General features: G+C 68.9%; 10 protein-coding genes. 7 read left to right on the top strand and 3 right to left on the bottom strand.

Annotated features, from left to right (window positions below):
• Positions 1–14: 14 nt before the first annotated feature.
• Positions 15–929, bottom strand: coding sequence for a 2-C-methyl-D-erythritol 4-phosphate cytidylyltransferase (locus ASE31_RS25020; protein ID WP_057204755.1), 915 nt, complete (start codon positions 927–929; stop codon positions 15–17).
• 46 nt (positions 930–975) lie between these two features.
• Positions 976–2,904, bottom strand: coding sequence for a DUF4253 domain-containing protein (locus ASE31_RS25025; RefSeq protein WP_157412652.1), 1,929 nt, complete (start codon positions 2,902–2,904; stop codon positions 976–978).
• 245 nt (positions 2,905–3,149) lie between these two features.
• Here ASE31_RS25025 and mfd point away from each other — a divergent pair, with 245 nt between their 5' ends.
• The 5 genes from mfd to ASE31_RS25050 all read left to right on the top strand — a co-directional run bounded on the left by mfd (position 3,150) and on the right by ASE31_RS25050 (position 10,101).
• Positions 3,150–6,617 carry a transcription-repair coupling factor gene (mfd, locus tag ASE31_RS25030; protein ID WP_057204758.1) on the top strand — a complete coding sequence of 1,156 codons (3,468 nt, stop codon included), beginning with the start codon at positions 3,150–3,152 and terminating at the stop codon, positions 6,615–6,617.
• Between the two features lie 197 nt (positions 6,618–6,814).
• Entirely contained in the window at positions 6,815–7,594 is a 780-nt protein-coding gene (locus ASE31_RS25035) for an AraC family transcriptional regulator (protein ID WP_057204760.1), read from the top strand.
• Between the two features lie 107 nt (positions 7,595–7,701).
• Complete coding sequence (locus tag ASE31_RS25040; protein ID WP_057204762.1) at positions 7,702–8,691, top strand: tripartite tricarboxylate transporter substrate binding protein; 990 nt, start codon at positions 7,702–7,704, stop codon at positions 8,689–8,691.
• Positions 8,684–9,598, top strand: a complete 915-nt coding sequence (locus ASE31_RS25045) for a PhzF family phenazine biosynthesis protein (RefSeq protein ID WP_235514761.1) — start codon at positions 8,684–8,686, stop codon at positions 9,596–9,598. The genes ASE31_RS25040 and ASE31_RS25045 overlap by 8 nt, the downstream gene beginning before the upstream one ends.
• The gene (locus ASE31_RS25050; RefSeq protein ID WP_057204764.1) at positions 9,595–10,101 is read left to right on the top strand and encodes a RidA family protein; all 507 of its coding nucleotides are present in this window, start codon (positions 9,595–9,597) and stop codon (positions 10,099–10,101) included. The genes ASE31_RS25045 and ASE31_RS25050 overlap by 4 nt, the downstream gene beginning before the upstream one ends.
• An 82-nt stretch (positions 10,102–10,183) precedes the next feature.
• On the opposite strand, the gene ASE31_RS25055 is transcribed toward ASE31_RS25050, so the two are convergent.
• Complete coding sequence (locus ASE31_RS25055) at positions 10,184–12,553, bottom strand: bifunctional diguanylate cyclase/phosphodiesterase (protein ID WP_057204766.1); 2,370 nt, start codon at positions 12,551–12,553, stop codon at positions 10,184–10,186.
• A 310-nt stretch (positions 12,554–12,863) separates the two neighbouring features.
• On the opposite strand from ASE31_RS25055, the gene ASE31_RS32820 reads away from it, so the two are divergent.
• Together ASE31_RS32820 and ASE31_RS25060 are read left to right on the top strand one after the other, a co-directional pair.
• Positions 12,864–13,184, top strand: coding sequence for a response regulator (locus tag ASE31_RS32820; protein ID WP_235514762.1), 321 nt, complete (start codon positions 12,864–12,866; stop codon positions 13,182–13,184).
• Positions 13,181–13,789, top strand: a complete 609-nt coding sequence (locus tag ASE31_RS25060; RefSeq protein WP_235514763.1) for a GGDEF domain-containing protein — start codon at positions 13,181–13,183, stop codon at positions 13,787–13,789. Before ASE31_RS32820 ends, ASE31_RS25060 begins: the two co-directional genes overlap by 4 nt.
• Positions 13,790–13,792: the final 3 nt, after the last annotated feature.

Raw genomic sequence — 13,792 nt, forward strand, 5'->3', positions numbered from 1 at the left:
TTTGTTAGCCGCTCTTAAAAAATCGTCTTGCGTCCGGTCTCGGTGGCGCCTTGCCCACGATCGCCGCCAAAGCGGGCCAGCGTGGTGCCGTAGCCGCGCTGGGCCAGCACGGCCTCGGCGAGGGCGAAGTCGTCGGGGTAGGTCACCTTGAAGTTCTGCGCGCCGCCGGGCACCAGGCGCGGGTGCAGGCCCATGGCCTCCATGGCGCTGGCCTCGTCGGTCACGTTGGTGCCCACCCTGGCCAGCGCGTCCAGCAGCGGGCCGATGCGGAACATCTGCGGCGTCTGCGCCAGCCATTTGTTGCTGCGGTCCACGGTGGACGCCACGCGCACGCCGCCCGGGCCGTCGATGGAGGTCTTGAGCGTGTCGGCCAGCTGGTGGGCCAGCAGGCCGCCCACGCTGTCCTGCGCGCACACATCGATGAGGCGGTCGATCTGCTCGGCGGTGACCAGGCAGCGCGCCGCATCGTGCACCAGCACCCAGTCATCGCGCTGGGCTCCGCGCTCCTGCAAGGCCCTGATCCCGCCCTGCACCGTGGCCGCGCGTGTGGGGCCGCCGCATTCCACCACGAAGTACGAAGGGTGGTCGTGCGCGTCCAGGTAGCGGTCGCCCGGCGCCACGGCCACCAGCGTGCCCGCCAGGCGCCCCACCCCCGCGAATGCGGCCAGGGTGTGCATGACCATGGGGTGGCCCGCCACCAGGTGGTACTGCTTGGGCAACTGTGGCGGCGCGGGTGCCAGGGGCTCGCCTGCAGCCCCGGCCAGCGCGCCGAACGCCGAGATGGTGGAGCCCGCCGGTGCGGCCGGGGGCGCCGCCACCGCGCGCGAGCCCGTGCCCGCGCACGGCACCAGCGCCCAGAAACGCCCCTGCACAGACGTGGGTGCGTGCGAAGCGGTGAGCGAGGGTTGCAGCAGCGGGTCGATGGTCATGAGAGGGCCATTTTAGGAGGCTTGGCGCCTCCCGCCCGCCAATGTGTCAAGGTCTCTCGTGCAGGAACCAGGTGCCATGCCCCACAAGCCCAAGCGCATGGTGGCGCAAGGAGATGCCGGGCAGGGCCAGGGTGCAGGGCGCCGCCAGGTCATGCTCGCGCGCCAGCGCCAGGGCGCTGTCGAAGTCCTGCGGTGGCTGGCGCACCCTGAATTCGAGCATGGTGCCGTAGTGCGCCCACAGCTCGGCACCGTAGCGCTCGCGCCAGCGGCGCAGCAGTGCGATGAAGCCATCGGCACGGCCACGCTCCATGCCATACCAGTGCAGGTAGGCCAGCGCTTCTTCGCTGTGGGGTGTGGGCAGCAGCACCAGCCAGGCGTTGTCGGGATCGAAGCGCTCCTGGCGGCCGCGCTCGGGGTCAGCAGCACCCTGGGCCTCTTCGAGGGCAGCCAGCCAGCGCTCAAAGCGCAGCCGGTCACCGGCGCATGCGGCCCAGGAGGTGTCGAAGCCGGCGCAGGCCTCCTCGGCCACACCGGCCGCAGCGAGTTCACCGCGCCAGACGTCCAGTTGGTCCTCTTCATCCAGGGGGTAGAAGCTTTCTGCCAGCTCGGCCAGCACCTCGTCAGCGCCGATGCCGCGCGCAGTGGCGATGAAGGACCGGGGCGAAATATCGTCGCGCGCTGCACCTTGCTCATAGGGGAAGCGCATGAACAGGTCATCGGCCAGCGCCTCGGGTTCTGGTGCCTCGGTACTGCCCGACCACAGCGTTGTCACTACGGGCCAGCGGCCACTGCCCTGCTCCACCAGCGCCCGCGCCGCCTGCCACAGGGCCTCGCGTTCAGGCACCTGCACCTGGGCCGCCCAGGCGACTTCGCCACTGGCCGCGCCCGCATGGCCGGGCACCGGCAGTGCCAGCCAGTCCAGCGCCGCCAAGGGCGTGCCCTGCAGCCGGGCGAGCCAGGCTTCGCGCGGCTCCGTGGGAGTAGCTGGCGGCACCGCCGCTGGCTGCTCAGGCGCAGGCGCAGATGCCGCCCGCTTGGCCAGAGCCGCCCGCCATGTGGACACGGCCTGTGCATCCACGCCCACCGCCTGCTCCAGGTGCCCCGCGCGCAGCAGGTTCGCGGCGACAGGCACCACGGCCAGGTCGAGCAACCCTGTGGCAGCGGCCGGCGCATCGTGGGCCAGCCAGGCGGCGGCGACCTCGGTGGCATCGCCGTCGCGGCCCTGCCCCGCCAGCAGCAGCCAGCTGGCCTGCCAGATGCTGTGTACCAGGTAGCCGCCGGCAAAGCCCGTGGCGCGCAGGTAGCCGGCCATGGCACGCGCAATCGCCAGGGTGTCCGTGGCCTCGGCCGTAGGCGCGACGTCGATATGGCCGGCCGACTGCAGCTGCGCCAGCATGGCGGCCACCTCGTCTTCGGGCAGGCCCAGCGCGGTCAAGTCATCGGCCGTGGGCACATCGGCGAGCAAGGCGTTCGACGCGCCGAAATGCTGCGCAATGCGGACCTTGAGCACCAGCTCCGCATCCATGCAGAAGGCACCAAAGGCCAGGTGCGGCCGCGGGTCGCCGGCCGCGCCCTGGCGCTGCACCAGGGTGGCGAGGAAGTCGGCCGACCAATCCTGGCCCGCAGGTGCCAGCTGCAGGCGGCCCGGCAGGGCCAGGGACTGCAGCAGCTGCCCGGACTGCTGCCCGGCCCAGTCGGCCAGTGGGTCGCAATCCATCGCCTCCTGCTCCCCCACGGCAGGGCAGCCCTGCCCGGCCAGCAGCGCCACGGCGGGCAACAGCCGCTTCAACTGCGCGACCAGCGCACCGTGCGCCGGCAGGCGCCATGCCCCCTCTCGCTGCAGTAGCAGGCCCAGTGCGGCCAGGGCCTCGCTCGCGTGGCCGGCCACGGCGGCCAGCCGGGCGTTGGCGAGCAGTTCGTCCAGGGCGCTGTCAAGCCGCTGGTCGTTCAAATGTCGGGGGGTCAGCGGGATCAAGGCGATTTCTCCTTTTGGCGCGCGAGTGTAGGGACACAGGGCTGCGGGCGTGGGCATGGACCGACGAATGGACGGAAATGGACGACGGTCAGCGCGGGCCACGCGGCGCCTGGGCACTTGTCACAGCCTGTACGCCCCAGCAAAGATGCGTTCCACCACCTAAAATGGTCTGTTGCCCCCCATCCAGCCCGTGCGCGTCTCGCGCCCCTGGGGATGCGGTGGCCCAGACGACCCCTACCGTCCGCATGGAACTGCCCAAACTCTCCCCCGGTAAACGTTTCACCCTGCCCCGCCCCGTGGGCAGCGCCGATTCCCTGCTGCTGGCCCGCCTGGCCGAACGTGACAAGGCCGCAGGCCGCACCACCGCCATCGTCACGGCCGACGCCACCGATGCGCAGCGCCTCATCGAAGAGATGGCGTTCTTCGCGCCCACGCTGCGCTGCGCGCTGTTCCCGGACTGGGAGACGCTGCCCTACGACACCTTTTCGCCGCACCAGGATTTGATCAGCGAGCGGCTGGCCACGCTGTGGCGCATCAGCCAGGGTGAGGCCGACGTGGTGCTGGTCCCAGCCACCACGGCACTGTACCGGCTGGCGCCGCCGTCCTTCCTGGCGGGGTATACCTTCCACTTCCAGGTCAAGCAAAAGCTCGACGAGGCCAAGTTCAAGGCCCAGCTCACGCTGGCCGGCTACAGCCACGTATCCCAGGTGGTGAGCCCGGGTGAATACGCGGTGCGCGGCGGGCTGATCGACCTGTTCCCCATGGGCTCGCTGGTGCCTTACCGGGTGGACCTGTTCGACAACGAGATCGACAGCATCCGCACCTTCGATCCCGACAGCCAGCGCAGCCTGTACCCCGTGCCCGAGGTGCGCCTGCTGCCCGGCCGCGAGTTCCCGATGGACGACGATGCGCGCGCCAAGTTCCGCAGCCGCTGGCGCGAGATGATCGAGGGCGACCCGACCAAGAGCCGCATCTACAAGGACATGGGCAACGGCGTGGCCACCGCCGGCATCGAGTACTACCTGCCGCTGTTCTTCGACGACACGGCCACCGTGTTCGACTACCTGGGCAGCGAGGCGACCGTGGTGCTGCATGGCGACCTGGAGCCGGCCTTCCAGCGCTTCTGGCAAGACACGAAAGACCGCTTTCGCCTGGTGCAGGGCGACCCGGAGCGCCCGGCGCTGCCGCCCGAATCGCTGTTCCTCTCGGTAGACCAGTTCTACACCCGCGCCAACCTGCATGCGCAGCTGTCCATCCGCCCCGGGGTGGAGGACATTGCCGACAACCCGCACTTCCAGAAGCTCGGCGACCTGTCGGTGGTGCGCGGGGCCGAGGACCCGCTGGCCCGCCTGCACGCCCACATCCGCAACACGCAGCACCGCGTGCTGCTGCTGGCCGAGAGCGCGGGCCGGCGCGAGAGCCTGCTCGACTTTTTGCGCGCCAGCGGGGTCAGCCCGCCGGCCTTTGACTCGCTGGCCGAGTTCCAGGGCACGCCCGACGAAAAGGTGGGCATTGCCACCGCTGGCCTCACCGTGGGCTTCAGCTGGATCGAGGACGGCATCGACTTCGTGACCGAGACGGAGCTGTTTGCCGCCGGCCCCACCACGCGCCGGCGCAAGAAGCAGGAGCAGGTGAGCGATGTCGAGGCGCTGATCAAGGACCTGGCCGAACTCAACGTGGGCGACCCTGTGGTGCACAGCGCCCACGGCATCGGCCGCTACCGCGGCCTGGTCAACATGGACGTGGGCAACAAGAACGCCGACGGCACGCCCGCCATGCAGGAGTTCTTGCACCTGGAGTACGCCGACAAGGCCGTGCTCTACGTGCCCGTGAGCCAGCTGCAGCTGATCAGCCGCTACACCGGCGTGAGCGCCGACGAGGCGCCGCTGCACAAGCTGGGCAGCGGCCAGTGGGAAAAGGCCAAGCGCAAGGCCGCCGAGCAGGTGCGCGACAGCGCGGCCGAGCTGCTCAACATCTACGCCCGCCGTGCTGCGCGCGAGGGCCATGCCTTCCGCTACAGCCCGCAGGATTACGAGACCTTTGCCAACGACTTCGGCTTTGAAGAAACCGCCGACCAGAACGCCGCCATCCACGCGGTGATCCAGGACATGATCAGCCCGCGCCCCATGGACCGCCTGGTCTGCGGCGACGTGGGCTTCGGCAAGACCGAGGTGGCCCTGCGCGCCGCCTTCGTGGCCGTCACGGGCGGCAAGCAGGTGGCCTTTCTCGCGCCCACCACGCTGCTGGCCGAGCAGCACTACCAGACGCTGATGGACCGCTTCGGCAAGTGGCCGGTGAAGGTGGCCGAGGTCTCGCGCTTTCGCTCGGGCAAGGAGATCACCGCCGCCATCAAGGGCATTGGCGACGGCACGGTGGACATCGTGGTCGGCACGCACAAGCTGCTCAGCGAATCGACCAAGTTCCACAACCTGGGCCTGCTCATCATCGACGAGGAGCACCGCTTTGGCGTGCGCCACAAGGAGCAGATGAAGGCCCTGCGCGCCGAGGTGGACGTGCTCACCCTCACGGCCACGCCCATCCCGCGCACGCTGGGCATGGCGCTCGAAGGCCTGCGCGACCTGTCGGTCATCGCCACAGCACCGCAGCGGCGCCTGGCGATCAAGACCTTTGTGCGCAACGAGGGCACGGGCGTGATACGCGAGGCGGTGCTGCGCGAATTGAAGCGCGGCGGGCAGGTGTACTTTCTGCACAACGAGGTGGAGACCATCGAGAACCGCCGCCAGAAGCTCGAAGAAATCTTGCCCGAGGCCCGCATCGCCGTGGCCCACGGCCAGATGCCCGAGCGCGAGCTCGAGCGCGTGATGCGCGACTTCGTGGCCCAGCGCTACAACATCCTCTTGTGCTCGACCATCATCGAGACCGGCATCGACGTGCCCACGGCCAACACCATCATCATGAGCCGCGCCGACAAGTTCGGCCTGGCGCAGCTGCACCAGCTGCGCGGCCGCGTGGGCCGCAGCCACCACCAAGCGTATGCCTACCTCATGGTGCCCGACACCGAGGGCCTGACCAAGAACGCCGCCCAGCGCCTGGATGCCATTCAGCAGATGGAAGAGCTGGGCAGCGGCTTCTACCTGGCCATGCACGACCTGGAGATCCGCGGCGCCGGCGAGGTGCTGGGCGAGAACCAGAGCGGCAACATGCTGGAGGTGGGCTTTCAGCTGTACAACGAGATGCTCAACGAGGCCGTCAAGGCGCTCAAGGCCGGCAAGGAGCCGGACCTGCTCAGCCCCCTGTCGGTCACGACCGACATCAACCTGCACGCCCCCGCCCTGCTGCCCGACGACTACTGCGGCGACGTGCACCTGCGCCTGTCGTTCTATAAGAAGCTGGCCACCGCCAAGAACCCCGACCAGATCGACGGCCTGCTCGAAGAGATCGTGGACCGCTTCGGCAAGCTGCCGCCGCAGGCCCAGACCCTCATCGATGTGCACCGCCTGCGCGTGCTGAGCCAGCCCTACGGCGTGGTGAAGGTCGATGCCGCCCCGGGCGTCATCCACATCACCTTCAAGCCCCAGCCGCCCATCGACCCGATGCGCATCATCGAGCTGATCCAGAAGAACAAGCACATCAAGCTGGCGGGCAACGAGAAGCTGCGCATCGAGCGCGAGCTCAAGGACCCCAAGGACCGCGCGCAGATGGTGCGGGACATACTGCGATCGCTGGGGCAGCCGCAACCTGTCGCTGCCTGAGAGCGACGAACACAGCTCTTCTGGCGTTGTTGCTGCGTCTTGTCGTACTGACCGTACTGCCTGCGACGCAGCGCCTAGCCAGAACCGCTTCGCTGAGCTGTGTGCGCCGCTCCTGTCGGAAGGCCCGGATACGCATGGGGCTGCGCTCGACATCTTCCCTGGCATCTGGCATGGTGCGTGCATGCACTTTCAGTGACATGACCACCGCCCCCGCACTGCAACCCACCCTGTCGCCCAAGCTCCCCCAGCTGGCGGCCCAGGGCTTTGCGCTGCGCCACAGCCGCCAGGCGCACTACGAGTTCGACTGGCATGTGCACGATTGCGCCATGCTGCTATGGCCGCGCAAGGGGGCGCTGCAAAGCGCTTGGCAGAGTGAAGGCGCCCCTGGCCATGCCGGTTTCGCGCAGATGCGCCTGGCACGCAGCCAGGCCATCCTGCTGCCCGTGGCCACCGCCCACCGCACCCAGTCCGCCACGCAGCAGCAGGAGCATGGCGAGCTGTACCTGGCGCCCGAGATCGCGCGCGCCTGCGGCACCGGGCGGGGCGCCATCCGGCTCGACGCGGCGGCCCTGTCCATGCTCGACGCCCTGCTGGCCCCGGCGCTGGACCCGCGCGCGGCCGAGCCCCTGGTGCTGGCCGTGGTGCGCCAGATCGCCCGGGCGCGCCCGCTCGACGTGGCCCGGCCGCGCTCACCCGCACGGCAGATGCTGGCGCGCTTTGCCCAGGCGCTGGACTGGAACGAGCCCCTGCAGGGCATCGACGCCATCGCCTGCGAGCTGGGCACCTCCACCCGCCAGCTGCAGCGCGCCTGCCAAGACGAATTCGGCCAGAGCCCCGTGGCCCTGCGCAGGCAGATGCTGGCCGCCCACGCGCGCCGGCTGCTGGCCACCGGCCTGCCGCTGGCGCAGGTGAGCGTGCAACTGGGGTTTGCGACCAGCGGGCACTTGACGCGGCTGCTGAAGTCGGTGGCACACTGACCCTGCTGCAGCACCTGTCGCAATTGGGATCACGGCCTGTCGCATTCTGGTTTTCCGGATCGGGGCGCGGTTCCTAGCATGGGATCTCCTTCGTAATGGAGTTCCCTATGCCCGCCTTGCCCCCCGTTTCCCATCCCCGCAGACACGCCCTGCTGGCCCTGGCCCTTGCCGGCATCTGCGCACCCTTGCTCGCGCAGACGACTGCATGGCCCACCAAGCCCATCACCCTGGTCGTGCCCTTCCCGGCCGGCGGCGGCACCGACCTGGTGGTGCGCGCGCTGCAGCCCCGGCTGCAAAAGGAGCTGGGCCAGCCCCTCGTCATCGACAACCGCGCAGGCGCCGGCGGCACCCTGGGTTCGGCCCTGGTGGCCCGCTCCACGCCAGACGGCTACACCGCGGGCGTGGCCACCACCAGCACCCATGCGGTCAGCGTGAGCGTGTACCCCAAGCTGCCGTTCGACCCGGCCAAGGACTTCGCGTATGCCGGCTTCATCGGCACATCGCCCTACGTGCTGGCCACCACAGGCGCTCTGGGCAAGCCCGACACCAAGGCCTTGCTGGCCGCGCTCAAGGCCAAACCCGAGGGCTTCAGCTTCGCATCGGTGGGCGCAGGCACGGTCTCGCACCTGCTGGGCGAGCAGTTCAAGGGCGTGGCCAAGGTGCCGCTGGTGCACATCCCCTACCGCGGCGCCGCGCCGGCCTACACCGACCTGATCTCGGGCCAGGTGCAGCTGATGTTCGACAACCCGGCCGGGCTGGTGCCCTACATCCGCGCGGGCCGCATCCACGCCGTGGCCACCACGGCGCCCAATGCGCTGCTGGCTGGCGTGCCCACCTTCCAGCAGCAGGGCATGGCCGGGTTCGACCAGTCGCTGTGGTACGGCATCGTCTTCCCCGCGCAGACACCCAAGGCGGTGGTGGAACGCTTCAACCAGGCACTCAACAGCGTGTTGTCCGACCGCGCCGTGGCCGCCGAGCTGGCCGCGCTGGGCGTGAACGCCGCCCCCGGCACGCCCGATGCACTGCAGGCCGCGGTGGTGCGCGACACGGCCTACTGGGGCCGCATCGCCAAGGCAGTAGGAGCCCGCGTTGATTGAGCAAGACCGCCCCTTTCCCGCCTCGCTGCCGGCACCCGGCCAGGTCGTTCTGATCCGCGTCTTCGTCAACGGCCCGGCCGGCGGCAACCCCGTGCCGCTGGTGGCCGATGCGCGCGGCATGGATGCCGAGCAGATGCAGGACATCGCGCGCACCCACGGGCACGAGTCGGCCTTCGTACTGCCGGCGGACGTACCCGGTGCCGATTGGCGCCTGCGCTTTTTCGTGCCGCACCACGAGATGGAGATGTGCGGCCACGCCACCGTGGGCAGCCTGTGGGCGCTGCGCCGCTGGGGCGTGTGGACCACGCCCACGGCCCGCGTGCAGACGATGAGCGGCCTGGTGGACGTGGAGTGGGACGCGGCACGCCAGCGCGTGTGGATCTCGCAGCCCGCCGTGCGCGAACAGGCGCTGGAGAGCAGCGCCGCAGCGCTCGTGGCACGCACCCTGCGCCTGCCTGCCTGCACCGCGCCCATGACCAACGCGGCCACCAGCCGCGTAAAGACCCTGGTGCCCCTGCCCGATGCGGCCACGCTCGATGGTCTCACGCCGGACTTCGCGGCTATGGAATCCACCTGCGACGCCATCGCCTCCACTGGCCTGTACCCCTATGCGCTGGCCACCAACGGGCAGGCGGCAGAACCCACCGTGTTCGCCCGCCAGTTCCCGCGCAAATCCGGCTACCCGGAAGATGCAGCCACCGGCATTGCGGCGGCAGCGCTCTGGGGGCACCTGGCAGCAGCCGGCACCATCGCGGTGGGCAGCGCGGCTTCGCCCGTGGTGTGCACCGTGCGCCAGGGCGACGCCATGGGCAGCCCCTCGGCCATCGCGGTGCGGCCGCGGTTTGATTCGCAGGGTGCAGTCGCCGGCTGCTGGCTCAGCGGCGAGGTGATGGAGGGCGCGGCATGAACGACGACACCATGCACACCACGCCCGAAGAACGCCTGGCCGCCGCCGGCCTGGTGCTGCCACCCGCCCCCCAGCCGCGCGGCAGCTACGCGCCCTGCCATGTGCACGAGGTGGCGGGCCAGTGCTGGGTGGCGGTGAGCGGCCAGACCAGCCGCATCGCCGGCCAGGCCCTGGCCGGCATTTGCGAATCGGATGCCGACCTGCAGCCCGCGCGCCATGCAGCCACCGTGGCGATGCTCAACGCCCTGGCCGCATTGCGCACCGCCTGCGGCGGCGAGCTGGCCCGCGTGCAGCACGTGGTGCGCCTGCGCGGCTTCGTGCGCTCGGCACCCGGCTTTGGCGCACACCCTCGGGTGCTCGACGCCGCATCGGACGTGCTGGCCATGGCCTTCCCGCAGCATGCGCTGCCTGCGCGCAGCGCACTGGGCGCGGCCAGCCTGCCCGACGGGGTGTGGGTGGAGTTGGAGATCGATGCACTGTTTACACCACCGCCACAAGGCTGAAAGGGCCTTCCCGTCCAATGCACTGTCGATCTGCTGCAGCACAGGCGTCAAGCCGGCTGCTCAGCAAGGGGGGTGCCTTCGATCAACGCTCCCAGGCACGCTCGATGGTGGCCTCGAACTCCTGGATCGGGGCGGGTCGACCATACAGGTAGCCCTGGTAACAGGTGCAGCCGTAGCGCGCCAGCAGGTTGCGCTGCTCCAGTGTTTCCACGCCTTCGGCGATCACCTGCAGGCCTAGCCCCTGGCCCAGCGCAACGACGGCACGCACGATGGAGGCATCGTTGGCATTCGTGGCGAGCTCGCACACGAAAGACTGGTCGATCTTGAGCTGGTCCAGCGGCATGCGCTTGAGGTAGCCCAGCGACGAAAATCCGGTGCCAAAGTCGTCCAGAGAGAAGCTGATGCCCAGGGCTTTGAGCGCCTGCATCTTGTCCACCATTTCGTCCACATCCTTGGCCAGCACGCTCTCGGTCAGCTCCAGCTTCAGGCGCTGCGGATTGGCCCCGGTGGCATTCAGCACGCTGCGCACTCCCTGCAGGTAACCGGGGTCGCTGAACTCGCGGGCGCTCACATTCACGGCCAGCACGAGGTGGCTGCGCACAGGGTGCGCAGCCCATTCGCACAACGTGCGGCAGGCCGTCTCCAGCACCCATCGGCCCAAGGGCAGGATGAGGCCCGTCTCCTCAGCCAGTGGTATGAAGCGGGCCGGTGAAACCATGCCATGCACCGGATGCTTCCAACGCACCAGCAGCTCGGCGCCCTGCAGATTCGAGGACAGGTGAACCTGCGGCTGGTAGAAGGCAACGAGCTGGCCCGGGATTGCATTCTTGAGATCCTGCTCAAACTGCACCCGCTCGTGCAGGGCATCGCGCATGCTCTGGTCAAACATCGCCACCTGGCCCTTGCCGCGTTTCTTGGCCTCCAGCATGGCCAGCTCGGCACCCTGCAGCACCTCATTCGCGGTGGTGGCATCGTCGCCAACCACGGCCACTCCGATGGAGGAGTGCCCCGTGCAGGCACCGTCCTCCAGCGCGAATGGCGTGGCCAACAGCTCCAGCACGGTGGCCGCCATGGCGGCGGCGCGCTCCTGTGCTAGACCCGGACTGCGGCCCAGGTCCTGCAGAAGTACCAGGAACTCGTCCCCTCCGATGCGCGCCAGAACGGCGCCCTCATCCTCCAGCTGCCGCAGGCGGGCTGCCACGGCAACAAGCAACTGGTCACCCGCCTCGTGCCCACGGGTGTTGTTGAGTACGGTGAAATTGTCAAGGTTGGCCAGCAGCAACGCGCCGAAGGAACGGCGTGGGCGTGCCTGCTCAATGGCTTGCTGCAATCTTGCCAGCAGCTCGCTGCGGTTGAACAGGCCCGTGAGCCGGTCATGATGGGCCAGTTGGTCCATGGCCGCGCCCAGCACCAGCGTCTCGTCCACAGCCCTCTTGCGCGGCTGCTCAGGGCTTTGGGCCGCATCGCGCGCGTGGCTTCTGGCCGCGTCGGCCAGTTCCACGATGGGCCGCACCACGCGCCCCGCCACCAGCCAGGACAGCAGCGCAAAAAGCGCGGCCAGCACAGTGGTGGCTGCCAGCATGAGCTTTCGCATATGGTAGATGGGCGCATGGGCACTGTCGATGCTTTCGCGCACCACCACCGTCCAGCCCAGCCCATCGGCAGGTACGGCAGCGACCACCTTCTGCGTCGCCACCAGGTAGGCTGCGTCGGACTGCACCGCTTGCAGGGAAGCGCCTGGCAGCTTTGTGTGGCGATTGAAGCTCAGGAGCCATTCCCCCTTGCGGTTGGCGATCAGCACTTCGACCGTGTTCTTCTTGCGGCGCTTGGCGACGGTGTCCGAGACAACTTGGCGCACCCAGTCCCAGTGCAGGTGACCGGCAAGCACGCCCTGGGCGATGCCCCGCTTGTCCAGCAGCGGTGCCGCCACATCGAGAAAGCGCAGCGGCTCGCCGTCCGGCCGCGGCGCGAGGTACCGAGCCAAGAGCACGGCATCGTGCGGATCGCCAACGAAGCCGCCGCGCAACCCGGCCGCAAACCAGGGCCGCAATGACACATCCACGCCTTGCAGCTGCCCACCGGATGCAGCAATCACCTGCCCCCGCGCATCGGCCAATCCGATCCAGGCGTAGGTCGACTCCCGGCCCTGAAGCTCGTCCATGGACTTGCGGATCGACTGCAGATCGATGGCGTTGCGGCCGGCGATCATGTCCGCCATCAGCTCCACCTCGCGCTGGCGGTTGTTGATGTCCTCGTTGAGCTCGTGGGCGATCTCGTCGGCCACGGCATTCAAGGTATCGCGCGCCGAGCCGCGCAGGCCTTCTTCCAGATGCCACTCCATGAACATCGTCAGAGCCAGACCCAGCACGATGCCCGAGCCGCCCATGACGGCAGAGAAGCGCGCCCGGACACTGCGAAACGGTGAAACCCGGTTCAGCAACCTGTTGATCATGCAGCCCCCTCCTGAGCCCCATTCTGCGGCGCAATGGCTGGATTGGTAAGCGATTTGTTACATGGCGAGAAATTTACGCGGCAAGGCTTGACGCAGGTCAAGCAACCGAGCGGTAGCCGCCCGCACACTCTCTGGGTCGATCACGCAAAGGCCCCTGAACGGAGCCAGCGCCACGTCAGGGCCACGTCAGAGCCTTTCACTACCATGCGCGGTCTTTTTTGCCTGCGCGCCGCCCCCCCACAGTGCAGGGGCAGGCATTGCGCAAATTGCACTTGCCGCCACCGCCAACGAAATCCAGAATAAGCAGTGCATGAATCCCAGCATCCTGATTGTTGATGACAACCCCGCCATGATCCAGGTCATGGCAGGCATGCTCAAGGGAGCAGCCCAACTGCGGTTTGCCATGCGGGGCCGCGAAGCGCTCGATCAGATGGCAGGCAGCGCGCCGGACTTGGTGCTGCTGGATGCCGAGATGCCCGGCATGAGCGGCTACGAGGTGTGCGCCGCGATGAAGGCGGACGCACGGCTCGCCGATGTCCCCGTGATTTTTTCGTCACCGGCCACGGCGAGACGCAAGCCGAGGTCAGGGGCCTGGAGGCCGGGGCGGTCGATTTCATCACCAAGCCCGTGAACGCGGCATTGCTGCTCGCGCGCGTGCGCACCCAGTTGCGCATCAAGACCCTGACGGACGAACTGCGCAACCTGGCCACGACCGACGGATTGACCGGGGTCAGCAACCGCCGCCATTTCGATGACCTGCTGCAGCGCGAATGGCAGCGTTGCGCGCGCACGGCTGCGCCCCTGTCCCTGCTGATGGTCGACGTCGACCATTTCAAGCGCTACAACGACCACTATGGCCACCCCGCCGGCGACAGCTGCCTGAAGGCCCTGGCGCTGGCCCTGGTGTCCGTGGCCCAGCGCCCCGCAGACCGCGTGGGGCGCCTGGGCGGCGAAGAGTTCGCCATCCTGCTGCCGAACACCGATGCGGCAGGCGCCCAGGAGGTGGCCGAGCGCACGCTGCAGGCCGTGCGCGTGCTGGGCCTGCCGCACTCCGGATCGCTGCACGCAGACCATGTGACGGTGAGCGTTGGGGTGGCCACGCACGCGGCGCAGGCTCAGCCAGTGCCCATCGCTGACGGGGATCTGTGGGGGCTGGTCAGCCGCGCCGACAAGGCCCTTTACGCGGCCAAGAACGCTGGGCGGGACTGCTGGCGCGCCTTGGGCCCCCAGGGCTGACCG

Origin of the sequence: Acidovorax sp. Root217, assembly GCF_001428645.1 — a bacterium.
Lineage (GTDB): Bacteria > Pseudomonadota > Gammaproteobacteria > Burkholderiales > Burkholderiaceae_C > Acidovorax.

Coding starts and splice junctions, on each gene's coding strand:
- ASE31_RS25020 (WP_057204755.1), bottom strand. CDS start 929: ATGACCATCGACCCGCTGCTGCAACCCTCGCTCACCGCTTCGCACGCA.
- mfd (WP_057204758.1), top strand. CDS start 3,150: ATGGAACTGCCCAAACTCTCCCCCGGTAAACGTTTCACCCTGCCCCGC.
- ASE31_RS25035 (WP_057204760.1), top strand. CDS start 6,815: ATGACCACCGCCCCCGCACTGCAACCCACCCTGTCGCCCAAGCTCCCC.
- ASE31_RS25040 (WP_057204762.1), top strand. CDS start 7,702: ATGCCCGCCTTGCCCCCCGTTTCCCATCCCCGCAGACACGCCCTGCTG.
- ASE31_RS25050 (WP_057204764.1), top strand. CDS start 9,595: ATGAACGACGACACCATGCACACCACGCCCGAAGAACGCCTGGCCGCC.
- ASE31_RS25055 (WP_057204766.1), bottom strand. CDS start 12,553: ATGATCAACAGGTTGCTGAACCGGGTTTCACCGTTTCGCAGTGTCCGG.
- ASE31_RS32820 (WP_235514762.1), top strand. CDS start 12,864: ATGAATCCCAGCATCCTGATTGTTGATGACAACCCCGCCATGATCCAG.